At 61.1% G+C, this 23,709-nt stretch carries 17 protein-coding genes; 11 read left to right on the top strand and 6 right to left on the bottom strand.

Annotation, left to right across the window (positions count from 1 at the left end; translation table 11 throughout):
- Nucleotides 1–128: 128 nt before the first annotated feature.
- Nucleotides 129–560: an oxidoreductase gene (locus tag IE111_RS01875; protein WP_189606787.1), complete on the top strand. Its 432-nt coding sequence runs from the start codon at nt 129–131 to the stop codon at nt 558–560.
- Between the two features lie 67 nt (nt 561–627).
- On the opposite strand, the gene IE111_RS01870 is transcribed toward IE111_RS01875, so the two are convergent.
- The gene (locus tag IE111_RS01870; RefSeq protein ID WP_189606786.1) at nt 628–1,656 is read right to left on the bottom strand and encodes an AraC family transcriptional regulator; all 1,029 of its coding nucleotides are present in this window, start codon (nt 1,654–1,656) and stop codon (nt 628–630) included.
- 138 nt (nt 1,657–1,794) lie between these two features.
- On the opposite strand from IE111_RS01870, the gene IE111_RS01865 reads away from it, so the two are divergent.
- The 3 genes from IE111_RS01865 to IE111_RS01855 are packed head-to-tail and all read left to right on the top strand — an operon-like array spanning nt 1,795 to nt 6,556.
- Nucleotides 1,795–3,405, top strand: a complete 1,611-nt coding sequence (locus IE111_RS01865) for an FAD-binding oxidoreductase (protein WP_189606785.1) — start codon at nt 1,795–1,797, stop codon at nt 3,403–3,405.
- Nucleotides 3,402–5,003, top strand: coding sequence for a glycerol-3-phosphate dehydrogenase/oxidase (locus IE111_RS01860; RefSeq protein WP_189606784.1), 1,602 nt, complete (start codon nt 3,402–3,404; stop codon nt 5,001–5,003). The genes IE111_RS01865 and IE111_RS01860 overlap by 4 nt, the downstream gene beginning before the upstream one ends.
- Nucleotides 5,000–6,556: an FGGY-family carbohydrate kinase gene (locus tag IE111_RS01855; protein WP_189606783.1), complete on the top strand. Its 1,557-nt coding sequence runs from the start codon at nt 5,000–5,002 to the stop codon at nt 6,554–6,556. The genes IE111_RS01860 and IE111_RS01855 overlap by 4 nt, the downstream gene beginning before the upstream one ends.
- A 32-nt stretch (nt 6,557–6,588) precedes the next feature.
- Here the strand turns inward: IE111_RS01855 and IE111_RS01850 are convergent, their stop codons facing one another.
- From IE111_RS01850 to IE111_RS01835, 4 genes are all read right to left on the bottom strand, one after another.
- Entirely contained in the window at nt 6,589–7,440 is an 852-nt protein-coding gene (locus tag IE111_RS01850; RefSeq protein WP_189606782.1) for an HDOD domain-containing protein, read from the bottom strand.
- A 94-nt stretch (nt 7,441–7,534) separates the two neighbouring features.
- Nucleotides 7,535–8,335: a response regulator gene (locus IE111_RS01845; RefSeq protein ID WP_189606781.1), complete on the bottom strand. Its 801-nt coding sequence runs from the start codon at nt 8,333–8,335 to the stop codon at nt 7,535–7,537.
- Between the two features lie 14 nt (nt 8,336–8,349).
- Nucleotides 8,350–10,107 carry a sensor histidine kinase gene (locus IE111_RS24705; RefSeq protein ID WP_189606780.1) on the bottom strand — a complete coding sequence of 586 codons (1,758 nt, stop codon included), beginning with the start codon at nt 10,105–10,107 and terminating at the stop codon, nt 8,350–8,352.
- Nucleotides 10,108–10,257: 150 nt separating this feature from the next.
- Nucleotides 10,258–12,144, bottom strand: coding sequence for a putative bifunctional diguanylate cyclase/phosphodiesterase (locus IE111_RS01835; RefSeq protein WP_189606779.1), 1,887 nt, complete (start codon nt 12,142–12,144; stop codon nt 10,258–10,260).
- Nucleotides 12,145–12,440: 296 nt separating this feature from the next.
- On the opposite strand from IE111_RS01835, the gene IE111_RS01830 reads away from it, so the two are divergent.
- The 7 genes from IE111_RS01830 to IE111_RS01800 all read left to right on the top strand — a co-directional run bounded on the left by IE111_RS01830 (nt 12,441) and on the right by IE111_RS01800 (nt 22,649).
- On the top strand, nt 12,441–14,198 hold the full coding sequence (locus IE111_RS01830) for an IucA/IucC family protein (protein ID WP_189606778.1): 1,758 nt from the start codon (nt 12,441–12,443) through the stop codon (nt 14,196–14,198).
- Between the two features lie 10 nt (nt 14,199–14,208).
- Nucleotides 14,209–15,453 carry a type III PLP-dependent enzyme gene (locus tag IE111_RS01825; RefSeq protein ID WP_189606777.1) on the top strand — a complete coding sequence of 415 codons (1,245 nt, stop codon included), beginning with the start codon at nt 14,209–14,211 and terminating at the stop codon, nt 15,451–15,453.
- Nucleotides 15,450–16,874, top strand: coding sequence for a DHA2 family efflux MFS transporter permease subunit (locus IE111_RS01820; protein WP_189606776.1), 1,425 nt, complete (start codon nt 15,450–15,452; stop codon nt 16,872–16,874). Before IE111_RS01825 ends, IE111_RS01820 begins: the two co-directional genes overlap by 4 nt.
- A 217-nt stretch (nt 16,875–17,091) precedes the next feature.
- A complete protein-coding gene (locus tag IE111_RS01815) occupies nt 17,092–18,954 on the top strand; it encodes an IucA/IucC family protein (protein WP_189606775.1) in 1,863 nt (620 codons plus the stop codon).
- Nucleotides 18,951–20,864: an IucA/IucC family protein gene (locus tag IE111_RS01810; RefSeq protein WP_189606774.1), complete on the top strand. Its 1,914-nt coding sequence runs from the start codon at nt 18,951–18,953 to the stop codon at nt 20,862–20,864. Before IE111_RS01815 ends, IE111_RS01810 begins: the two co-directional genes overlap by 4 nt.
- Before the next feature lie 77 nt (nt 20,865–20,941).
- Nucleotides 20,942–21,889: an ABC transporter substrate-binding protein gene (locus IE111_RS01805; protein ID WP_189606773.1), complete on the top strand. Its 948-nt coding sequence runs from the start codon at nt 20,942–20,944 to the stop codon at nt 21,887–21,889.
- Between the two features lie 169 nt (nt 21,890–22,058).
- A complete protein-coding gene (locus IE111_RS01800; protein ID WP_229805117.1) occupies nt 22,059–22,649 on the top strand; it encodes an RraA family protein in 591 nt (196 codons plus the stop codon).
- A 26-nt stretch (nt 22,650–22,675) separates the two neighbouring features.
- Here IE111_RS01800 and IE111_RS01795 read toward each other — a convergent pair whose 3' ends face one another.
- Nucleotides 22,676–23,674 (bottom strand): NADP-dependent oxidoreductase, encoded by a 999-nt coding sequence (locus IE111_RS01795; RefSeq protein ID WP_189606771.1) that lies wholly within the window; start codon nt 23,672–23,674, stop codon nt 22,676–22,678.
- Nucleotides 23,675–23,709: the final 35 nt, after the last annotated feature.

Here is a 23,709-nt window from a genome sequence, read left to right as displayed (position 1 = left end):
AATGGGAGTCACGGTTTGATCGATTGACCGGGATCAAGAGAGTCTTGAAAGGGCAAACCGTCTTCGTGCACAGAGTCTATACTGTACTGACGAAGCCCCGTTTTAACCCCAAGGTGTGCAGGCTGGTTGTGAGTGATCCGTCCTTCGATTCCGAATACCAACTCTTCGCCGATCTGAAGGCCCTGTCCGACAGTGCTTTTCCCAAGCAATGCGCGAGCTGCGGGCGGGTTTACCGGTCGCCCGAGGATTTCTTCCGGCATTCAAGCGCTCCGACCAGGGGCAGTGGCTTGAAGGGCAGCTGGGACGACGACGATCGCGACATCGTCGAGCTCTACCGCAACTGCGAATGTGGTTCCACGCTGATGGATTTTTTCATGGATCGGCGCGACACGTCCGAGCGCGGCTTGAAACGACGGGCGGTCTTTGGCCGCCTGCTGGAAACGCTGGAAGGGAAAGGTCTGCCTCGGGAAGTCGCCCGACAGGAATTGCTGAATGTGATGAACGGGGACCGCAGCGAGCGCCTGGAATCCTTGGGTATCCGCCTGAAGGCCAAGGGGTGACTGTCCCGGATTCGAGCCCGGCTCTGCATACATCGTATGACCACGGGGCGCTAACGAAGGCCGCAGTCTATTCGAGTTCCCGATATTGCCCCGGTGTCTTGCCGGTCCACGCCTTGAAGCGTCGATGGAACGAACGCACTTCACTGAAACCCAGGCGCAGCGCAATGTCCTGAATCGTCAGGCCGGTGTTTTTCAGGTAGTCCCGCGCCAGTTCATCGCGTATCTCATCCAACAACCGCTGATAGGACAGGCCTTCCTCACCCAGGCGTCGCTGCAAGGTACGTGGTGTCATGGCCAAATGCTCGGACACCACATCCTGGCGTGTCACACCCTGGCGCAATTGCCGGTGGATGGCATGGCGCACGCGGGCGGCCAGGCTGTCCGGGTCGCTGAGGCTTTCCATGCGGGCGCGGGCGTGTTCTTCCAGGGTCTGGCGCAGCTCCGGATCCGGTTGCCGCAGTGGCATGTCGAGCAGAGAGCGGTGGCAGCGGATGCGGTTCACCGGTTGATCGAAGTGCACCGGGCATTTCCAGCGGCTCACGTATTCCCCCTCCAGGTCCGGTCCCGGCGAGGGGTGCGCCAGGTCGACCCGCAGGGGCGCCGGCGGTTCCCTGCACGCCAGCCAACGGGCGTATTCGATCCAGGAGGCGAAGACGTTGTCGATCATGTGCGGGCTTACGACCGGGTCGGTGTAGGCACAGGACCAGACCAGGGAAATTTCGTCTTCCCGGGCCAGTACCCGGGTCACCCCCATATCCCCCACCAGCTTTTCGTAGGGTGCGATGCAGTCGATGGCCTCGCCCAGTGTGGCGCAGCTCATGGTGATGTGGCCGAGCACGTTGTAGGAGCCGGGCTGGACATGGTCACCGCTGCGCAGCCCCAGGATCGGGTCTCCGGTGTGTTCCACCATGGCATGGATCAAACGCTGAAAAGCCGATCCCGGTACGTGACTCCGGGTGCTCCCGTCCAGGTCGCCGGGCAGTCCGGCCACTGCGCGCAGCCGGTCGACGTCCAGGCCATCCGCTTCGGCCAGGCGCAGATACTGTTGAAGGGCGTTGACCGAGGCTCGGCCCAGGCTGTCGTTGTTTGTCGTCATAGGATCATTCGATTGTCGTCGTTCGACAGTGACAGGATTGATGCAACGCCTAAGATTCTACACCGTCATACTGTTAAACATCGGTGGGGTAAGCCCCTTTATCACAGTGTAACGTCATCTCGGGAAGAAGGAGTAGCTATGCGACGTTGGAACGGTTGGGGTGACGAACACTTCAGCCTGGAATTACCGGCGAACGGTGCCGCCTTCCTCAACGAGCGGATCGGCTCGGCTCGGCCACTGCGTGACGCCGAACTGGAGGAGGTGACCGCCAGAGTCCCGGAGAGCCGCCTGCCACCGCACGACAGGGTGCTGACCGACGCCGAGACCCGCGTCCGCCATGCCCGGGGCCAGAGCCTGCCCGACTGGCTGGCGATGCGCAGCGGCGATTTCGGTGTCTTTCCCGATGGAGTCGCCTTTCCGGAAAGCTCCGACGAGGCTCGGGATATCCTGCACTGGGCCGAAGAGGTCGGGGCGATTGTGATTCCCTACGGCGGCGGCACCAGCGTGGCCGGGCACATCAACCCCGACCCATCCGACACGCCGGTCCTGACCATCAGCCTCGGACGCATGAACCGTTTGCTGGATATCGATCACGAGAGCCACATCGCCACCTTCGGTGCCGGCACTCCCGGGCCGCTGCTGGAAGCGCAACTGAAGGTGGAAGGCTATACTCTGGGCCACTTCCCTCAGTCGTTCGAACTGTCCACGGTCGGCGGTTGGGTGGCCAGTCGATCCAGCGGCCAGCAATCCTTGCGCTATGGGCGTATCGAGCAGTTGTTCGCCGGTGGCCGGTTGGAAACGCCGCGTGGCACCCTGGAAATCCCCACCATTCCGGCATCCTCCGCCGGCCCCGATGTGCGCGAGATGATCCTCGGCTCGGAGGGGCGCATGGGGCTGATCACCGAGGTCAAGGTGCGCGTCACGCCGGTGCCGGAACGGGAGAGTTTTCATACGCTGTTTTTTCCCGACTGGAACGCGGCCCGCAGCGCCTCCCGCGCCCTGGTGCAGTCCCGGGTGCCCTTGTCCATGGTCCGGGTCAGCAACGCCGGGGAAACCGAGACGCAACTGGCCCTGGCCGGTCATGAGGCATTGATCGGGGCTCTGGAACGATTCCTGGCCTGGCGCGGCGCGGGAGCAGGCAAATGCATGATGACCGTCGGCGTGACCGGTACCCGACGTCAGTGCCGGAGCGCGCTGAGGGAGCTCAGGCACATCGTCAAACGCCACCACGGTGTCTATACCGGCACCTACATGGGCCGCCAGTGGGCCCGAAAGCGTTTCACCATGCCCTACCTGCGCCAGGCCCTGTGGGATCGGGGGTATGTGGTGGATACCCTGGAGACAGCCACGGACTGGGACAATGTCGACACCCTGACCGACAAGGTGGAGTCCAACCTGCGCGACGGGCTCGCGGGCGAGGGTGAGGCGGTGCACGTCTTCACCCACCTGTCGCACCTCTATACCCAGGGGTGCAGCATCTACACCACCTATGTCTTCCGCACCGCGGACGATTACGACCGGACGCTGGCCCGCTGGCGGACGCTCAAAGACTCCACGTCCAGAATCATCGTCGATAATCGCGGCACCATCAGTCACCAGCATGGCGTCGGCAAGGATCACGCCCCGTTCCTGCCGGTGGAAAAAGGTGAACTGGGCATGGAGGCCATCCGCGCGCTTTGCCAAATGTTCGATCCGGGGCAACGACTCAATCCCGGCACCCTGTTGTCGCGGGAGGATGAGACCTCATGAGTCGGCACGGCGCATCGGCCTGGTCCCGCCGGACGATCCTGGAAAAACTTCGCCAGGGTGATGGCCATTACGATCTGGTGATCATCGGTGGCGGCATCACCGGAGCGGGCATTCTGCGGGAAGCGGCGCGTATTGGCTTGCGGGTGTTACTGGTGGAACAGCGCGACTTCGCCTGGGGAGCTTCCAGCCGTTCCTCCAAAATGGTGCACGGCGGCCTGCGCTACCTGGGCAGCGGTCACGTTGGCCTGACCCGGGATGCGGTGCGTGAGCGCCAGCGGCTTCTGGACGAAGCCCCGGGGCTGGTGGAACCGCTGCCGTTCGTCTGGCCGCACTACCGCAAACAGTTCCCATGGCCTCGGATCTTCGGTGCCCTGTTGACGGTGTACGACTGGATGGCGGGCCGGCGCAATCACGAATACCTCAAGGGCGAGCGCGTTCTGGATTGGGTACCGGGCCTCAACCGCGCGGGACTCTATGGCGGAACCCGGTTCGGGGATGCGGTGACCGATGATGCCCGGCTGGTTTTGCGGGTGCTGCATGAAGGTGTCGAAGACGGAGGCGACGTTCTTAATTACGTCCGCGCCGAGCGGGTGATCCGCGAAGAAGGGAGGGTGACGGGCCTGGACATTTGGGATGTCGCCGGTGACAGCCGGGTCTCGATAAAGACCGACCTGGTGATCAACGCCACCGGCGCCTGGACCGATGAGTTGCGCGCCCAATGCGGAGCGTCCCGGACCCTGCGCCCGCTGCGTGGCAGCCACCTTGTGTTTCCCTTCTGGCGGCTGCCGGTGGCCTGCACCGTATCCCTGTTCCACCCGGACGATGGCCGGCCGGTTTTCGTCTTCCCCTGGGAGGGCGTGACTGTGGTGGGCACCACCGACCTGGATCACCAGGCCGACCCCCAGGACGAGGCCCGGATCATGCCGCAAGAAGTGGACTACTTGCTGGCCATCGTGGATCGGGTTTTTCCGTACAGCGGCGTCGGCCGCTCCGATGTTCTGGCCTGCTGGGCCGGTGTCCGCCCGGTGGTGGGCGGTCATAGCCGGGACCCGTCCCGCGAGAATCGCGAACATGCCATTTGGGACGATGGGGGCCTGATCAGTGTGGCCGGCGGTAAGTTGACCACCTTCCGTCCGATCGCGCTGGAAGTACTGGAGCAGAGCCTGCCCTATCTCGACACCGATGTGAGCGCCCCCACCGGCGGTCCGGTCTTTGACCCGGTCCCACCCACTTCGCATCGCCCCAAGGGCATCTCCGCCCGCCAGTGGCGACGGTTGCAGGGGCACTACGGCGGTCGACTTTCGGAGGTGCTGGCGGCCGGGCCGTTAGAACCGGTGGCGAGCACCGGGACCCTCTGGGCGGAACTGGTCTGGAGCGCCCGGAACGAAAACGTGGAGCACCTGGATGATCTGCTGCTGCGCCGTACCCGGCTGGGTTTGATATTGCCCCGGGGCGCCGAGGCTATACTGGATCGGGTGCAGGCCCTGTGTGAGCCGGTGCTGGACTGGTCTTCCCGGCGCTGGGGCGAGGAACGCCGGCGCTATCTCGATTTATGGCGTCGGGCCTACAGCCTGCCGCAAGCGGGAGACCGGACATGAATTCACCGCTGATCCTGGCCATCGACAACGGCACCCAGAGTGTCCGTGCATTGCTGTTCAACCTGGATGGCGAACTGGTGGGCAAGGGCAAGGAAGAGATCGAACCCTATTTTTCGGAGATGCCCGGCTGGGCCGAGCAGCACCCGGACGTTTATTGGCAAAGCCTGGGCCGGGTGTGCACTCAACTGTGGGACACCACCGACGCCAAACCCGAGGATGTGACGGCGGTAACGGTCACCACTCAGCGTGGCACCGTCGTCAACCTCGACGACCGGGGTCAACCCCTGCGCCCGGCGATCATCTGGCTCGACCAACGCCATGCCCGGATCGAAGGCCCGGTGCGCGGGCCCTGGGGCTGGGCGTTCAAGTGCCTGGGGTTGCAGGACACCATTCAGCGCTTCCGGGAAAACTGCCAGGCCAACTGGATCGCCCAGAACCAGCCGGATATCTGGACGCGGACCGACAAATTCGTATTGCTCTCCGGCTACCTCAACTACCGCCTGACCGGCAGGATGATCGACTCAACAGGCAGCCAGGTCGGCTACATACCGTTCGACTACAAGCGCCACGCCTGGGCCGGCCCTCGCGACTACAAGTGGCGGTTGATGCCGGTTAAACCCGCTATGCTGCCGGACCTGGTCGAGCCCGGTGAGCGGATGGGAACATTGCAACCTGACGCGGCCCGTCATATGGGATTGCCGGCCGGCCTGCCGGTGATCGCGGCGGCCTCCGACAAGGCCTGCGAGATCCTGGGTTCGGGCGGGAATGCTCCCGACATCGGCTGTATGAGCTATGGCACCACCGCCACCATCAACGCCAACAGCGACCGCTACGTGGAGCCGATCCGCTTTATGCCGCCCTATCCGTCCGCGATCCCCCGTCACTATTGCACCGAGGTGATGATCTATCGCGGTTTCTGGATGGTCAGCTGGTTCAAGCACGAATTCGGCCTGCGCGAGCAGCAGATCGCCGAGCAGCGCGGTATCCAGCCGGAAGTGTTGTATGACGAGTTGGTCCGCGAGGTGCCGCCGGGGTCCATGGGGCTGACACTGCAGCCGTACTGGTCACCGGGCGTACGCCAGCCGGGACCGGAAGCCAAGGGCGCCATCATCGGTTTCGGCGACGTTCACACTCGTGCCCACATCTATCGGGCCATTCTCGAGGGGCTGGCCTATGCCCTGCGCGAGGGCAAGGAGCGGATCGAGAGACGCACCGGTGTCCCCATGACACGACTGCGGGTGGCCGGCGGCGGCTCCCAGAGCGATGTGGCCATGCAATTGACGGCGGATATCTTCGGTTTGCCGGCGGAGCGACCTCATACGTATGAAACCTCGGGATTGGGTGCGGCCATCGATGCGGCGGTGGGCATGGGGTACCACAAGGACTTCGACACCGCGGTGGAACGCATGACTCGGGTAGGACAGGTTTTCGAGCCGGATCCGAAGACCCGGGCTTTGTACGATCGTCTCTACAAAGAGGTGTACCGGCCTATGTACGGGCGGCTGCAGCCGCTCTATGAGCGGATCCGGCGGATAACCGGGTATCCGCGCTGACAGGCGGCGACCTGAAGGACGGGAGACCCCGGTTACAACAGGTTCGACCGGAATTCCCCGTACATCGCATAGCCCCGGTGCAAGTCCGGCAGCAGGGCCGACATATCCTTGTCCAGATACCCTTCCGACACATTCTCCGGCAGTGCCAGCGGTACGTTCTCCAGATAGGACTCGCCCATGCCATGAGCTATCAACGCGCAAAACCGCACCCAGTTGAGGCTGGTGGAGCAGCGCGGTCCGTCGTCTCCCTTGTCGGTCGACTGCCGAAATGGAGTGATGATGGACTCGGGAATGTTCCAGACTTCCAGTGTCGTCGCCGCCACCGCCAGATGAGACGGTGCGCCTGTTTCCGCCGTGGTGGTTTCCAGTGTGCAGTGATGCGTGCGGGCATGATTGATCTGTTGCTGCAGTAACTTCGGTTGCAGTAAATCCATGATCAACAGACCGATGTTGTGAAACAGGCCGGTGGTGAACATGGCCAGACTGTTGAGTCGGGAGTGTTCGGTCAGGGCGCCGGCCAGGCTGGCGGTGAGCAGGCTGTGGCGCCACACCTTCGCGTAGTCGATGACGCTGTCCTGATGCGGCTGATTGAGTCGTTGCATCAGGGCCATGGTGTACACCAGGTTCTTCAGGGTATGGATACCCAGGATGGAACAGGCCTGGCCGATGGAGACGACCTGTTGGCGTAGACCGTAAAACGAACTGTTGGCAATTTGAAGGATGCGTCCGGTGAGCACCGGATCGGTCAGGATCTGCTTTTCGACCTGTTTCATGTCGTCCGATTGCTCGTCGTCCTCCAGCATTTCCAGCAGTCGGGAGGTCGCGGGCGGCAGCGGGGGGAGTTGCTTGATTCTGGCTCGCAAACTCTGACGGTTGTTGCTCATACGGGATTCCTCCCCTGGGTAAAGGTGTTCAATGAAAGACCGCATCCTGCGGCATGACGATTTTTGTATGGTTTTGTAACACGCCGGGTAATTTTCATTCGATGTCCGGACAGCCGACCAGAATCAGCCCCTGGGCGTTGCCGGGCCCTTTGAAACGCGAATACCAGAAACGAAAGGGTTCGTCCTGGTAGTTCATGTTGAACTGCCCGTCGGGGCCGCCCGTGGGGCGGTCACTCAACAAGGTATTCAGTTTTTCGACCAGAGGCCCGGGCAGGGCCATGTCCATCGGCAATCCGATCACGGCGTCGTTCGGCAACTGCTGTCGGGCAACGGCGTTGGCCGAAACCAGAGTCCCCTGATCGTCGAGGCCCAGAATCATGACCGGCACATGCTCCAGGATGGATTGCGCCAGCTTCATGCCCTGCAGATAAAGGTCCGATTCCTCTTTCTGGTAGCGCAGGTCGAAATCCAGGGATCGGTTTTGAGCTTTCAACGTCAGGCGCTGGCGTTCTTTCTGGACCAGGAATTCGTGAATGTCGAAAGCTTCGCGAATATGTTCGATCAGTTTGTCGTCTTCCCAGGGTTTGACCAGAAACTTGAACACCGCGCCGTCGTTGATGGCCGAGGTCACGCTTTCCAGTTCGGTATAGCCACTCATGATAAGCCGAATGGTTTGCGGATGGGTGGTCTTTACCTGTTTCAACAATTCGGAACCGGTCATGCCCGGCATACGCTGGTCCGAGAGAATCACCGATACATCCTCATGACGCAGCAGGTCCAGTGCCTCCGGTCCGGAGCGGGCCGTCAGCACCCGGTAGGGTTCACGCCGAAACAGCCGCTTGAGCGAACGCAGAATGTTGTCTTCGTCGTCGATCAGTAACAGGGTGGAGGTCATTCGGGATTCTCCGCTCAGGCGCTGGCTTCGAGTTCGGCTTCCACCCGCAGGGGCAGGCGCAATGTGAAAACCGTTCCGCGGCCGACTTCGCTCTCGACACCGATGTGGCCTTGGTGTTTGTTGACTATGATGTCCCAGGAAATGTTCATGCCCAGTCCCGTGCCCTGGCCGACCGGCTTGGTGGTGAAGAACGGATCGAAGACCTTGGCGAGGGTGTCTTCCGACATGCCGCACCCGGTATCCTCGACCTCGATCCAGGCGTCCTGGTCGTCCGCCCAGGTCCGGATGTGAATGGAACCGTGTTTTTCGGTTGAACGAATGGCGTGACTGGCATTGATCAGCAGGTTGGACACCACTTGTCCGATCTGACCGACATTGACCGGCACCCGGGGTACGTCACCTTCGTCGAACTGGACGTCACAGTCGTACTTCAACTCGTTCCAGACCAGTTTCAGGGCGCGGGTGATCAGGTCGTTCAAGTCGGCGTCGGTCTTGCGCGTGCCGTTGTCGGTGCGGGAATAGTCTTTCAGGTTCTGGACAATGTCCCGTACCCGGTCGCTGCCTTCGCGACAATCGTTCAACAGATCCGGCAGGTCTTCCATCAGGAATTCGTAGTCCAGCTCCGCTTTGACGGCATCGAGCCGGGCGATGGCTTCGCTTTGCTCCTCGGGTGGCAGGCCCGCGATGATGTCCTGTTCGATCCGGTTTAACAACGTCTGGATATCCGCGAAATACTCCTGCAGCCGATTGAGATTGCTGCCGATGTAACCGATGGGGTTGTTGATTTCGTGCGCGACCCCGGCGGCCAATTGGCCAATCGAGGCCAGCTTTTCCTGTTGCACCAGAGTGGCCTGTGTCTGCTTCAGCACACGCAGCGAAGACGACAGGGCCTTGTTGGAAGACTGGAGTTCCCGGGTACGCTCGTCGATGCGTTCTTCCAGCGATTCGTTCATTTCGCGGATTACACGCGCGTGCTGCGAAAGTTCCGTCAACAGGATGGAAAAAGTGTTCACCATGGTGACGAACGAACGCGTGAAGTCGCCGACTTCGTCTTTTCTGACTTCCTTTATGCCTTTCTGGCGCAACAAGGCATCGGTATCCGGCAGGAGTTCGGGATCGAGTTCCCGGCCCTGTTCGAAACGGGACTGGATGGTGGTGAAGGTATCGAGAAAAGCCAGCGCCAGACTGTGCACACGGTGAAAAGGTCGTTTGAAATAGCGGTTAAGCATCCAGAATACCGTTGCCAGATAGGACAGGATGAACAAGCCCGCCAGGCCCACCAGAGCTTTGGCTTCCTGGGCGAGTTGATTCCGGATTTCCTGGTCCCGGAAATAGAAGTGAGCCGTGCCCAGAGGACGGCCGTGCATGTTGACCTCTCGTGTCAGCAAGTGGCTGTATTCGGTCGTATCGGGTTCGATCTCGGCGAGCGTGCGACCCTCTTCGATGATATTGGAACGACCGGGCAGGGACCCGACCACCAGAAAGGATTCAGACGACGCGTCGGCACCGCTGGCGTAGAGATTAAATAAAACCCCCGCCACACGACTGTCCTCCGACAAGGAATTGGTGGCATCCAGCAGGGTCGGATAATCCAGGTTCCAGATCACGGCCGTGGTCGACTGGGCCGTGATCGTGGCCAGGCTGTTGGCGTACTGCTCAAATTCCTGGTGCGCCGCTTCACGCGACCGGTACATCTCGGTCAGGATATAGGCGGTATACAGCACCAGGAACGGAACCAGGATGACCAGGGATAAACGGGTGACCAGCGACATGGTGGCACAAGTCTCATGGTTAGTATCAAGGCCTTGTGTTCAGTGTAGCAGGGGTTTTTCAACGAGCCCGGTCCAGGGCGGACAGGTTCGACACCTTGACGGCGTACGGGCAGGGCGGCGACTTAAAACCGTCGTTGTGTGACCAAGTGTTCAGCGCGAGTGTTCGAAGTATCCCTGTCCGTTGTCGCGCATCAGTCGAGTGGCCTGTTCGGCCGGCATCGGCTTGCCGATGAGATATCCCTGAACCTCGTCGCAGCCGTGGAGTTCCAGAAACGCCAGCTGTTCGGTCGTTTCCACACCTTCGGCGATGATGTTCATGCCCAGGCTTTGGCCCATGGAAATGATGGCGGCGGCGATGGCGTAGTTGTCGGTGTCGAACGGTATGTCTTTCAGGAAAACCGGGTCGATCTTCAGGGCGTCGACCGGCAGGTCTTTCAGGTGACGGAGCGACGAGTAACCGGAGCCGAAATCGTCGATGGTGATGTTCGCCCCCCAGGCGCGTAAGCGACGCAGCGTTTTCAGTACATCGTCACCGGCCTGCAACATGTTCTCGGTGATGTCCAGCCCGAACCGGACCTCGCTGGGTTCCAGTTCATGAACCAACAGGGAGCTTTGCAACGTTTCCAGCAGGTGACCGTTGATCAACTGGTGGCCCGACACATTGACCGATAAGCGAAGCGGCTTGCCTCCCATGCGATGCCACTCGGCCAACTGGGCACAGGCGGTATTGATCACCCAGTCACCGAGCCCGTCGATCAGGCCGGTTTCCTCGGCGATTTCGATGAACTGATCGGGCAGCAGCAGCCCCCATTGCGGATGATGCCACCGCACCAGCGCCTCCAGACCCACAATTTCACGGCGGTTCAAATTGTATAGGGGCTGGTAATACAGCGACAGTTCGTTCTGTTCCAGGGCATGGCGCAAGGCGCTTTCGATGGCCAGTCGCCATTGGGAGTGTGTGACCATCTCCGGTGTGAAGAATTCATAGCTGTTACGGCCATGGGACTTGGCCCGATACATAGCGGTATCGGCCGCTTGCGCCAGTGCGTCGGCTTCGGACGCGTCGTCCGGATAGATGGCGATGCCGATGCTGGTGCTCATGGCGATCTCGTGTTCGCCGAGCCACATGGGTTCGTTCACAGTACGAGTGATTTTCTGGGCCAGGGTACCGGCCGACTCGCCGTGCGAAATGCCTTCCAGGACAATGGTGAATTCGTCGCCCCCCAGCCGGGCGACCATATCCTCGCCGCGTACACAGCGACGCAGTCGTTCGGCAATGGTGGTCAACACCAAATCCCCGGTCGCGTGCCCCAGGGTGTCGTTAATGTGCTTGAACCGATCCAGGTCCAGCAGCAACAGGGCGACCTTGGTAGCGTGTCGTTTCGCCCGTTCCAGGGCACTTTCCAGGTGGGAGGTGTAAGCCAGTCGATTATGCAATTCGGTCAGAGGGTCGTGATGCGCCAGGTGATTGAGCCGCTCCTCGACCTGCTTGATGGCGCTGATGTCCGACATGAGCGAAACGTAGTGGGTGATGGTGCCGTGCGAGTTTCGAACCGAGGAGACGTTTTCCCAGGCCGGAAACAATTCACCATTTTTGCGCCGGTTCCAGATCTCACCTTGCCAGTGGTCGGTTTTTCGAATGCAGCTCCAGATGTGCTCATAGAACCGTTCATCGTATTGGCCGGAACGGTGAAATCGGGGCTGGCGACCGACAACTTCTTCCAGACTGAAGCCGGTAATCTCGCTGAAGGCCGGGTTGACGGTGATGATGTTCAGATACCGGTCGGTAATCAGGATCGCTTCCTGGGTGCTTTGAAAAACCGTGGCGGCCAATTGGGCGTAATTTTCCGGATGGGTCTGGAGCAGCGTCTGCTGGCGGTTGACGAGCCAGGCCAGAGCGGCGGCGAGCAAGGCGACGGGTAACGCCAGTGCCAACAACACCATGGGCTTCGTCTGGACGGCCTGCCAGGCGGTGCAGGCTGATGCCTGTTCAGGTGTAAGGCAGGGATAGGGCAGTGCGACCAGTACAATGGCCATGGCCCCACAACCAACCGAGAAGAAGATCAGGCCGTTGGCCCAGGGGGAGCGAGGAAACACGGGGTTGTCTGAGCTGTCCATAGCTTACTGCCTTCGGGATTTCTCCCGGATTACCGCCAATTTATAAGTGTAGTGCACCCGTGCCGATAGGTGGTTTTTCTACCGACGTTCCGGATGCATGGATGTGAACCATGTCACACCTGGGTGGTTTCGCACGCCGATTTAAAAATTGCTATTGATAATCATTATCATCAAGTTTAAGGTGGCCGCTCTTTTCGGACAAGGGGATCTTTCCGATGGTGAGTCATCACACCCAGGCGGACATTCTGTCCATCGAAGCCTTGCTTAATTGTTATCTCAGGGAAGTGGCGCTGCCCAACCAGTGGTTGTCTTTCATACCGACACCCCGCTCGGGGTATCGGGCGGAACTGACACTGACAGCCCAGGCCTGCTCTCTGTATTTTTACGTACACTCGGTCTCCGCGACCGCCAACTACCATTATTTGCGGCTACCGTCGCAAAGCCCGACCGGGCCTGAGCTCGATCCGGATCGGTTGGCGGTGTTGCTGTTGACCGAACTCTGTCACCTGGAAGACCAGGATGACTGTGTCGAATTGCTGGAGCAGATCCGCTGCAGCCGGACCGTCATGACCCGCATCCTTGAACACAAGTCTCATGCCCGGCCGCTCCCGAATGGCGTGGTCGATGCGTTCGTCGAAAGCGAGCGGGCAATGACGGTGGGGCATCGTTATCACCCGACACCCAAGGCGCGCCAGGGCATGAGCGAACAAGAGTTGTTCGACTTCTCACCCGAACACGACGCCCGGTTTCAATGGCGGTGTTTCTCGATACCGCGCGAGTGGTATCGGTCGCGTGGCGATGTCGATTTGCAGACGTTTATTCGCACGCAATGGATGCCCGAGTTGGACCTGGATGAAGACCGCGCGCTGCTGCCGGTGCACCCCTGGCAGGCGCGGTTTCTGGCCGAGCAGGATGAAATTCGGGACTGGCTGCGCACCGGCGCGTTGCTCGACCACGGCAGTGCCGGACAAAAGCTGTACGCGACGTCCTCCCTGCGCAGTTGCTACCACCCGGATCTGGATTACTTCGTCAAAGGCTCGCTGAACGTGCGGCTGACCAATTGCGTACGCAAGAACGCCATCTACGAGTTGGATACGGCGGTGGCGCTCAGCGACGCGATCCGGCCGCTGGCCGAGCCGATGCGGGATCAGGGGTTCACCCTGATGTATGAGCCGGCCTATCAGAGCCTGGACAGCGACCGGGGCATCGCACGCGACTGGGTCGAAGGCTTTTCGTTCATCGCCCGCGAAAACCGGTTCCGCGATGAACAACTCGGCCATCGCCCGGTCATGGCCGGGGCGCTGTTCGCCCCGCAACCCGGTGGCGAATCATTAATCCGGGCGGAAATCGCCGCCGCCGGTGGTGTCCTCAAAACCGGCTATTTCAATGCCGCCTTGTTGTGGTTCAACGCATTACTCGACGTCATGGTCGAGCCGACGATGCGGCTGTACTTCGAACACGGCGTGGTGCTGGAACCCCACTTGCAAAACGGCCTGATCGGATTGAAACGGCATCTGCCGGTGCACTACTACTACCGCGACATGGAAGGCACCAAGCTCGTGCCCGAGCAATGGCCGGCCGCCCTGTTGCCCGAACTGTCGGAACAGGCGCTGAGCAGTGTCTACTACGACGCCGACAAGGGATGGAACCGGGTGTGCTATTGCCTCTTCCTGAATACCCTGGCCCAGGCGGTATTTTACATCGGCGGCGGTGACGAATTACTCGAACGCAGCCTCTGGCGAGCCGTGGCGGATTATCTGGATGAATTGAGCGTTCGACTGCCCGCGGGCCGTGAGCGGCTGCAGGCGCTGTTGAGTTCCGCGTACCTGCCCAACAAAGCCAACCTGTTGGTGCGTTTCCGCAAGCAGGCGGATCGTCAGGCGGGCTACGTGATGACCGCCAATCCGATCCGGCGCGCCCACACCGACACTCGGCCCGTCAGGCCACAGGAGCCCCTCGATGCGGCCGTTTGAGGACTCAACGATGATTCAGTGTGAACCGAACCGGATTCCGCCGGCCATCCAGGCGTTTTGCCATCGCCTGGCGGACTCGGCGGAGGACCCGGTCGCCGCCTTCATTCACGACCTCGATGCCCTGCGGGACCGGGTGCGCTGGTTGCGCAGTCATCTGCCGGATGGCGTGGAGCTCTATTACGCGATCAAGGCGAACAGCGAGGCGGCCATCCTGAATACGGTGGCCCCCTGGGTGGACGGCTTCGATCTTTCATCGGGCGGCGAAGTGCGCAAGGTGATCCAGCACGACCTGAACAGGCCGTTTGTGTTGTCCGGTCCGGGCAAGCTGGACAGCGATTTGCGACTGGCGATCGAGGCGGGCGTCGAGCGGGTGCACATCGAGAGTCTGGATGAGATCCGTCGCCTGAACGGCATCGCCGGCGACTGCGGTATCCGGCAGCGGGTGTTGCTGCGGGTCAACCCTCTGCTGCCGGAACCCTTGTCGACCAAGCTGTCGATGGCCGGCCAGCCGACACCGTTCGGCATCGAGGAACGCCAGTTGTCCGAGGCGGTGATGCGGGTGGATGCCTGCGAACATCTGGAACTCGGCGGTTTCCACGTTCACGCCATGTCGCATCAGATGGATGTAGAGCGCCACCGGACCCTGCTCGACGGTCTGCTGGATAAATGGCCCGTCTGGCAGGCACTGGCCGAACGGCCGGAACGGGTGACGGAGCTCAACGTTGGCGGCGGCATGGGCGTGAATTATCTGGGCGCGGAGCAATTCGACTGGCCGGCCCTGTGTCGTCACCTGCGTCAGCGGCTCGCCTGGCTGCCGAATCCACCGCTGCTGCGTTTCGAACCGGGGCGTTTCATCACCGCCTATTGCGGCTATTACCTGATGCAGATTCTCGATTTGAAACACAACCACGGCGAGGATTTCGCGGTCTGTCGGGGCGGCACCCACCACTTCCGACTGCCCGCCGCCCAGGGCCACGACCACCCCGTGGTGCACCTGCCCCGGGGCGCGGGCCGAGGGAATACGGAAAGGCGTGTAACCGTGGTCGGTCAGCTGTGCACACCCAAGGATGTGCTCGCGCGCGGCGTGCGACTGACCGAGCCCCGGCGTGGAGATTTGCTGGTGCTGCCGCTCGCCGGTGCCTACGGCTACAACATCTCGCACGCGGATTTTCTGTGCCATCCGCGACCGGCCCTGCATTTTATACGCACCGGTGCCGGGCGGCATAACGCAGCGGTCGGGGAGGGCACCGCATGAGCGAACCGGTCGCCCGTCACCCCGGTTGGGTGGTGTTCACCGTCATGCTCGGTACCGTCACCGTTAGCCTGAACAACAGCGCCCTGAACCCGGCCATTCCGGTGTTCATGCAGACGTTCGACATCGGTCCGCTGTGGGCCGGCTGGCTGATCACCGGGTTTATGCTGAGCATGGGCATGACCATGCCGGTCACCGGCTTTCTCGGCGCCCGGGTCGGCAAGCGGCGGCTCTACCTGTTCGGTCTGGCCGGTTTTGTCTGCGGCTCCCTGCTGGGCGCGCTGGCGCCCACCATGGCCTGGGTCATTGTGGCGCGGTGTGTTCAGGGCGTGGCCGGTGGCCTGATGATTCCCCTGTCGCTGGCGCTGATCTTCGAGGCCTACCCGAAGGACCGGCGTGGCCGGGCGACCGGCTGGTGGGGCACCGTGGTCATGCTAGCCCCGGCCGTCGGGCCGGCCGTCGGCGGCCTGCTGCTCGAAGTGTTTGACTGGCCGGCGCTGTTCCTGATGAACGTCCCGGTCGGTGTACTCGGCTGGATCGTCGGATACGCCTGCCTGCATTCGCCGCCGGATGAAGCAGTCCCCCGTTTCGACGGGCAAGGCTTCGTACTCGCCAGCCTGGGCGTCGGCAGTCTGCTGTTCGCGCTGAGTCTGCTGACCGGGTTTCATTCGCCGGGCGTAGCCCTGGTGCTGGGTGTAACTGCCGTGCTCTGCCTCGGGGCGTTTGTTCGCCACGAACTGACATGCGACCAGCCGTTGCTGAACCTACGCTTGTTCGCGGAACCGGCCTATCGGCTCAGTGTCGTCATCGTCGTGGTGCAGTCGGTCGGCATCTTCGGCAGCCTGCTGTTGTTGCCTCTGCTGATGCAGACGGTACTGGCGTTCAGCGTGCTGGAAACGGCCCTGGTGTTGGTCGCGACGGCGGTCGCCTCGAGTTTATTCGTCAACCTGGGCGGAAAGCGGTTGGACGCGCGCGGACCCCGCGGTGTGGTCAGTCTCGGGTTGATCATCACAGCACTGTCGACTCTGGCACTGGGTCAGTTGGACGCCTCGGTTACGTTGTACGGACTTCTCGCCTGGACAATGCTGCGTGGAGTCGGAATGGGACTGTCCTACATGCCGGTCACCACAGCCGGACTCAACGCCATTCCCGAACACTGGGTTGCCCAGGGCGCGGCCATGAACAACATCCTGCGACGCGTGACAGCGGCGCTGGTAATCGTGTTGATCTCGCTGTTCTTTGAAGCCCGCCGATCGATGCTGGTCGGCGACGGCATGGTACCGGACATGGCAGGGCTTACCGCCATCAAGGAGCTGTTCACCGTCATCGGGATCCTATTGCTGTTTACAGTGCCTCTGGCGCTCAGATTGCCCAATCGACCTATCGAAACCGAATCGAACCCATCGGCAGAAGCCGCCCGTTGAAACCAGTAGTACAAGTTTCGGAGTTTCCACGTGGGCTAGCGCCGGATGCCGGGTATACCCATCCGGGGATGTGGACAGCATGGATGCTGTCGTCAAGCCTACATGGATGTATTCACGGCGACCCTGGATGGGTATACCCGGTAGCCGGTGCGGGTTCGGGCACCAAAAATGTTAACTCCGAAGCCGGCGTACTTATTTATTTCACAAAGGTAATGTTATGACTGTATTGGATCGCAAGGACACCCGATCCCTGAGTCGTTCTCAGGGAAATCAAACTGACTGGATTGCGACTCTGCAATCACCTCGTTTTCATCGCGTGGAGCAGCGATTGCTGCGGCAACTGATCGAAGCGCTGGTCTTTGAACAGGTGCTGCCGTTCGAAGACCAGACCCGGCAGAGCGACCCTAGTCTGGTGGCGTTGTTAGGCACGACCGACGACGGTCGGCCGGTGCGTTACTTGGCCGAAGGTTGCTTCAAGGACAGCTATGGCCTGTTGCGACTGAGCCGCCAGCCGGTGATGCGCATCCTGCCCGGCGAGGAACCGACCGAAGCGACACTGCCGTTGTTCGCCGGCGAGGTTCTGACCCGTCTGCCGGACACGACCCGTCTCGACGGGTTTCTGAACGAACTCGAACATACCCTGCTGAAGGATATTCAGGCGCAGGTGACCGCCGAAGCCGGTCGGTTGAGCGATGAACAACGTCAGTACGATGCCCTGGAAGGGCATCTGATGGACGCGCATTCCTATCACCCCTGCTACAAATCCCGCCTAGGGTTCACGTTGGCCGACAACCGGGCTTTCGGTCCCGAGTTCCGGCAACCCGTGCGGTTGCAGTGGGTCGCGCTGCACAAGGACAAGGCGCGGATGAACGCGTCCGCGCGGGTCGATTACGAAGCCTATGTGCGCTACATCCTGGGCGATGCCGATTGCCGTCGTTTCGAGGCCACCCTTACCGAATTGGGCAGATCACCGGAGGACTATTGGTGGTTGCCGGTGCATCCCTGGCAATGGCGGGAGAAGGTCGCGTTGGCCTTTTACCCCGAACTGGCCGACGGGGATCTGATCTGGCTGGGCGAAAGCCGGGACGACTATCGCGCTCAGCAATCGATCCGGACCCTGGCCAATGCCCGCCATCCGAAAAAGCCGTACGCGAAAGTGTCGCTCGGCATCACCAACACGTCGACAAGCCGCATTATGGCCGCCCACACCTGTCTGAATGGCCCGGTGATTACAGACTGGTTGCAGGGGTTGATCGAAAACGACCCGATCGCGCGCGATATGGATTTCGTCATTCTCGGCGAAGTGCTGGGGCTGACCTGCGATTACGAAGCTTTGCCGCAGGCACGTCGCCTGCCCGCCTACGGCCACCTCGGTGTAGTCTGGCGTGAAAGTCTGCACAAGTATGCGCGTCCCGGTGAACAAGCCGTGCCCTTCAATGGCCTGAGCCATGTGCAGGGCAACGACGAACCCCTGATTGACGACTGGATCCAGCATTACGGCGTGAACAACTGGACCCGCCAGGTGCTGAAGGTCGCCGTCGGACCGATCATCCACCTGCTGTATGGTCACGGCATCGGCCTGGAATCGCACGGGCAAAACATCGTCCTGTTGCATGAAAACGGCTGGCCGACCCGTATCGCCCTGAAGGATTTTCACGACGGTGTGCGTTATTCGCAGTCGCATTTAACACACCCGGAGCGGGCACCGGAACTCTTTTCGGTACCGCCGACCCATGCGCGCATCAATCCCAATTCCTACATCCTGACCGATGATCTGGATGAGGTGCGCGACTACTCGCTGGACGCTTTCTTTTTCATCGCCCTGTCGGACCTGTGCCTCTTTCTGAACGAACGTTACGACGTTGCGGAAGGCGACTTCTGGCGCGATGTGGCCGAGGTGATTCACGACTATCAGCAGGCGCACCCAGAACACGAGGAACGCTTCCGCCGCTTCGATGTGTTTACGCCCACGTTCGAGATCGAGGAACTGACCAAGCGGCGCCTGTTGGGCGACGACGAACCGCGCATCAAAACCGTGACCAATCCATTGGCCGCGTTTAAAAAGGAGATCGCCCAATGAACCGATTCGAACAACAGGCCCGGGTGCAGGTCATGCAGGATCTGGTGGATTGTCTGTGGGCGGAAGCGTTCTTCGCCGATGAAACCACCGGCCTTGAACCGGCTGAACGATGGAGTCGGCTGCACGCCCAGGACGCACACGCCGGGGACGACTTCGCGAAACCGAATCAGGTCTGGCGCTGGCAACCCCGGCACCCGGAGATTCGAACTGTGTTGATACCGGCTCGCCCCGGCATCGCCCAACCGTTGCTGAGCATTCCGGGTGCGCCGGTCTATGCCATCACCCGGCGCGACCGGATCAAGCGATTGGATCCGGTCGATCTGTTGCGCCTGGTGACCGAAGCCCTGGGTACGCGTATGCCCGGCAGTCCAAAAGGGGCTAAGCTGTTGATCGATGCGCTGGCGGTCACTCTGGAACAGACCGCCTGGTCGTATCGACACGCCATTCGCACGCACGCCTTACTGGATGTCCCGCCAGCCCGCTTCTTTCAGGTGATGGAGCAATGGGGCGCCCTGCGCGACCGACCCTATCATCCGGTGGCGAAAGCCAAGCTGGGTCTGAATCGGGACGACTATCACCACTACGTCGCCGAATTCGACCAGCCCATCGCCCTGCAATGGGTCGCCTTTCCGCGTGACCGCATGGTGGTGGGCAAGGGCGTGATCGACCGTGACGAGCCGGCCGATTACATCCTCGATGTCGCGCAACACCATCAATTACGTGATGAAATGACGCAGCGCGGGCTGAACAACCACATCGCCATTCCCGTCCTGACCTGGCAACTGGAACACGGCTTTCCCGAGGCCCTGCAACGGGATGGCATCGAAGGGCATTGGATTCGGCTCGAACTCCAGGGGCCTGCGATGAAGTCCACCTCGTCGGTGCGTTCGCTGGCGCCGCTGGACGACAGCCCGAACTACCTGAAGCTGCCGATGAGTGTGAATTCGCTCGGCTCCTCTCGGTATCTGCCGGCGGTGAAAATGATGAACGGCGTCATCGCCGAAAATCTGCTGCGCCGGGCGTTGCCGAAAGACCCGGAATTGCACGAGCGGATATTCCTCTGCGACGAGACCCGTTGGTGGGCCTATATGCCGCCCGAGGCCAGTCTGTTCGACGACTATCCCCGGCATTTGTCCGCCATGGTCCGCCGCTACCCGTCCGAACTGTTACACGACCCGGACCGGCGGCTGATCCCGATGTCCGCCCTTGGGACCACCTTGCCCGATACCCGGGCCCATTTCTTCGACGACTGGCTGGCCCATCGGCGCTTGCCGGCCGACGAAGCCTCGGTGCTGACCCTGTTCAGGGAAGTGTGCGACGGATTTCTGGAGTGGAACCTGCGCCTGTTCCGGCTTGGCATTTTGCCGGAAATTCACGGTCAGAATGCCGTGCTGGTGTGGCGCGATGGCCGGGTGGACGGCTTGTTGCTGCGCGACCACGACTCCCTGCGGCTCTATGTGCCCTGGCTTGAACAGGCCGGATTGGAAGACCCGGTGTTCCGCTTGAAAAAAGGTGTAGCCAATACCCTCTATCACGACCGGCCCGAAGATTTGCTGTTCTACCTGCTGACACTCGGTATTCAGGTAAACCTGCGCGCCATTCTGGACGCCCTGGCCACCCGCTACGACCTGGACGAGAGCCGGTTGTGGCGCGTTCTGCGCGACAGCCTGGAGCGAACCATCGATCAGGTCCCGTTCGATGAGCGGGCCCGGGCACTGTTGCGGCGCGAATGTTTCGAGGCCGACCGCTGGCCGCTGAAACTACTGATCCGGCCCATGCTGGAGCGGGCCGGCGGGCCCGGCAGCATGCCCTTCGGCAAGGGTGGGGTGGCGAACCCGCTCAAGCGACTGGGTGGTTCACCGGAAACGAAGCTACTGAATGCGACATCGGCCCGGGAAACTCTGGCCTGATTGGGCATATGCATTTGATAAATAAAATGAAAATCATTATTGTTCGCGTAATTTCAAGCAACGCAAAGGAAAAACCGATGCAAGCAAACTCGAACCGTTCACTCTGGCTGACTCTGATCACCGCCTGTCTGATGTGTCTATCCGTTCTCGCGCCGGTCCAGGCGGCCGACGATGTCCGTCGCATCGAGCACGCCCTCGGTGTCACCGAAATTCAGGGGACACCGCAGCGCATTGTCACCCTGTACCAGGGCGCCAACGACACCGCCGTCGCACTGGGCGTCATGCCGGTCGGCGTGGTCGATTCCTGGGTTCAGAAACCCATGTATCACTATCTGCGGGACGACCTGGCCGATGTGCCGCATGTCGGTCTGGAGACCCAGCCGAACCTGGAGGAGATCGCCAAGCTGAACCCGGACCTGATCATCGCCAACAAGGCCCGGCACCAGGAAGTGTATTCCCAACTGTCGCAGATCGCGCCGACCGTGGCCGAAGCAACCGTCTTCGACTTCAAAGGCACGGTGAAATTGATGGGCGAAGCGCTCAACAAACAGGCCGAAGCCGATCAACTGCTGAACGACTGGGATCAACGCGTCGCCACACTGCAAAACGAGTTGAAAGCAAGCATGGGTGACAACTGGCCGGTCAGCGTGGCCGTGACCAACATCCGCAACGACCACCTGCGGGTGTATCTGGAAGAGAGCTTCGCCGGCACCGTACTGCACGATCTCGGATTCGAGTTCCCGAACCTGTCCTCGCAACGCACCTGGGGCGTGAAACTGAACAGCAAGGAAACCATCCCGAGCATGAACGCCGATGTCATGTTCATCATCTTCCAGTCCCAGGACGGCTCCGTGCACGAGAATTTCGAAGCCTGGTCCAGCCATCCGCTGTGGCAGAACCTCGACGCCGCCAAGAACGAACGCATCTACGACGTCGACCTGGTGGCCTGGCTCATGTCCGGCGGCATCATCGGCGCCAACAACATGATGGACCAGCTCTATACCCACTTCGATATCCAGGGCTGATCCGTAGGGTGGGCATTGCCCTCCATCGGACGGAATGTAACCACCAAGCGATTCCACCGGCACCGGCGACCGGTTTCGATGGATGGTTTCGTGGGTGATTATCCTTCCATGGTGGGCGGTGCCCACCCTACGGCTGTTTCCATAATTCGAATAAATGGCGTGCCTCTTAATGCCCACCAACACCGACTCCCTTATCGCATCCTACGAATCCATCGCCACCTCAACCCTCGGCCACCTGACCGATGACGGCTACCTCGCCGGCATCACCGCCCAAACCCGAACACAGCGACTGCTCGGTCGCGCGCGTACGGTCCGACTTCCGCCGGGCGACGGCACGCCCATTCGACAGGCACTGATCCAGTCGCAACCGGGCGACGTGCTTGTCATCGATATGGGGGATGAAACCCACCGCGCGTGTTGGGGTGAACTGCGTACCCTGGCGGCATTGAATAAAGGCTTGGCCGGCATCGTGACCAACGGCTGCGTGACGGATATCCAGGCGGTGAATGACCTGTCGTTCCCGGCATTCGCATCGGGCATCAGCCCGATTACGACTCGGGCATTGGGCGGGGAGGGCAGTCTGGACGAACCGATCGTTCTGGCCGGTGTGACGGTATCTTCAGGCGATGTGATCCTGGGGGATGAAGATGGCCTGTTTGCCTGTTCACCCCGGTCCGCTGAGCATTGGATAAATGCCTTGCTCGAACGACAGGAATGGGAAGCCGGACGGCGCCACGAACTGGGGCTGATAAAGGCGTAAGCGACCGGCGGCCGCCCTTACCGACTTCAACAATGCGTCAGAACAACCTTGCCGAACGGGCTGGACTGCTCCTGATAGTGACAGGCCTGCTGCACCAGTTGCCAGGGGAATATCCGATCAACCACAGGCTCAAGGTCACCCTGTTCGACACGGGTCGTGAGTCGGGCCAGTTCATCCGCCTCGGGTCGCACAAAGGTGTAGTCGTGACGGACACCGGACAGGGTTCGGCCTCCGGTAAACCGATGGCACACGCCGCGCACTGACACCAGGTTATCGATCACGCGACCACCTGTGCGCACCAAGGTCCGCTTTTCAGGCCAAGTCAGACGGTTGGCGACGTCAAATACGGCATCGAATTCGGTCGGCCAGTGCCGAACCGGTATCTCGGCATAGTCTATTACGTTGTCCGCGCCTAAGTGCTTCAAGTGGCCATGATGTTTTCGACTGGCCGTCGCTGTCACTCTGATGCCCTGGTGCACAGCCATCTGAACAGCCAGGCTGCCGACCCCGCCACTCGCACCATTGATGAGCATCGACATACCCCGGCTTAAACGGGCCTTGGACACCCCCTGCCAGGCGGTCAATCCGGCGACCGGCAAGGCAGCCGCCTGCTCGAACGACAAAATACTCGGTTTTCGAACCAGAGTGTCGGCCCGGGTCACCGCATACTCGGCCCAGGTGCCGCAGGCCGTAAAGCCATGCCATGCGGGCCGGGAAGCGGCGTCGAAAAAACCGAATACCTCTTCTCCCTCGGACCAGCCTTCAACCCCGGGACCGACCCGATCAATCACACCGGCGGCATCATTGCCAGGAACCAGTGGTTGGCGCCGAATGGACATCGCTTTCAATTGTCCTTCCCGAGTGGCCTGATCCAGCGGGTTTAAAGCACTTGCCATTACCCTGACCCGAACCTGCCCTACATCCGGCTCGGGCCTGGGAAGATCGTCTTTCCAGACCAGGCGTTCCGGTCCGCCATATCCCTGTAATTCAATTCCCTGCATGCGTAATTCATTTCCAGTGACCATTTCAGGCTCCATGTGTACACTTGGTTGACATAGTT

Source organism: Saccharospirillum salsuginis, assembly GCF_014651855.1.
GTDB lineage: Bacteria > Pseudomonadota > Gammaproteobacteria > Pseudomonadales > Natronospirillaceae > Saccharospirillum > Saccharospirillum salsuginis.
The sequence above is the reverse complement of the archived record's forward strand: the minus strand, read 5'-3'. Positions and strand labels throughout refer to the sequence as shown.

Bases quoted from the DNA above. Each gene is read 5' to 3' on its own strand.
- IE111_RS01870 (WP_189606786.1), bottom strand. From the start codon at position 1,656: ATGACGACAAACAACGACAGCCTGGGCCGAGCCTCGGTCAACGCCCTT.
- IE111_RS01865 (WP_189606785.1), top strand. From the start codon at position 1,795: ATGCGACGTTGGAACGGTTGGGGTGACGAACACTTCAGCCTGGAATTA.
- IE111_RS01860 (WP_189606784.1), top strand. From the start codon at position 3,402: ATGAGTCGGCACGGCGCATCGGCCTGGTCCCGCCGGACGATCCTGGAA.
- IE111_RS01855 (WP_189606783.1), top strand. From the start codon at position 5,000: ATGAATTCACCGCTGATCCTGGCCATCGACAACGGCACCCAGAGTGTC.
- IE111_RS01850 (WP_189606782.1), bottom strand. From the start codon at position 7,440: ATGAGCAACAACCGTCAGAGTTTGCGAGCCAGAATCAAGCAACTCCCC.
- IE111_RS01845 (WP_189606781.1), bottom strand. From the start codon at position 8,335: ATGACCTCCACCCTGTTACTGATCGACGACGAAGACAACATTCTGCGT.
- IE111_RS24705 (WP_189606780.1), bottom strand. From the start codon at position 10,107: ATGTCGCTGGTCACCCGTTTATCCCTGGTCATCCTGGTTCCGTTCCTG.
- IE111_RS01835 (WP_189606779.1), bottom strand. From the start codon at position 12,144: ATGGCCATTGTACTGGTCGCACTGCCCTATCCCTGCCTTACACCTGAA.
- IE111_RS01830 (WP_189606778.1), top strand. From the start codon at position 12,441: ATGGTGAGTCATCACACCCAGGCGGACATTCTGTCCATCGAAGCCTTG.
- IE111_RS01825 (WP_189606777.1), top strand. From the start codon at position 14,209: ATGATTCAGTGTGAACCGAACCGGATTCCGCCGGCCATCCAGGCGTTT.
- IE111_RS01820 (WP_189606776.1), top strand. From the start codon at position 15,450: ATGAGCGAACCGGTCGCCCGTCACCCCGGTTGGGTGGTGTTCACCGTC.
- IE111_RS01815 (WP_189606775.1), top strand. From the start codon at position 17,092: ATGACTGTATTGGATCGCAAGGACACCCGATCCCTGAGTCGTTCTCAG.
- IE111_RS01810 (WP_189606774.1), top strand. From the start codon at position 18,951: ATGAACCGATTCGAACAACAGGCCCGGGTGCAGGTCATGCAGGATCTG.
- IE111_RS01805 (WP_189606773.1), top strand. From the start codon at position 20,942: ATGCAAGCAAACTCGAACCGTTCACTCTGGCTGACTCTGATCACCGCC.
- IE111_RS01800 (WP_229805117.1), top strand. From the start codon at position 22,059: ATGCCCACCAACACCGACTCCCTTATCGCATCCTACGAATCCATCGCC.
- IE111_RS01795 (WP_189606771.1), bottom strand. From the start codon at position 23,674: ATGGTCACTGGAAATGAATTACGCATGCAGGGAATTGAATTACAGGGA.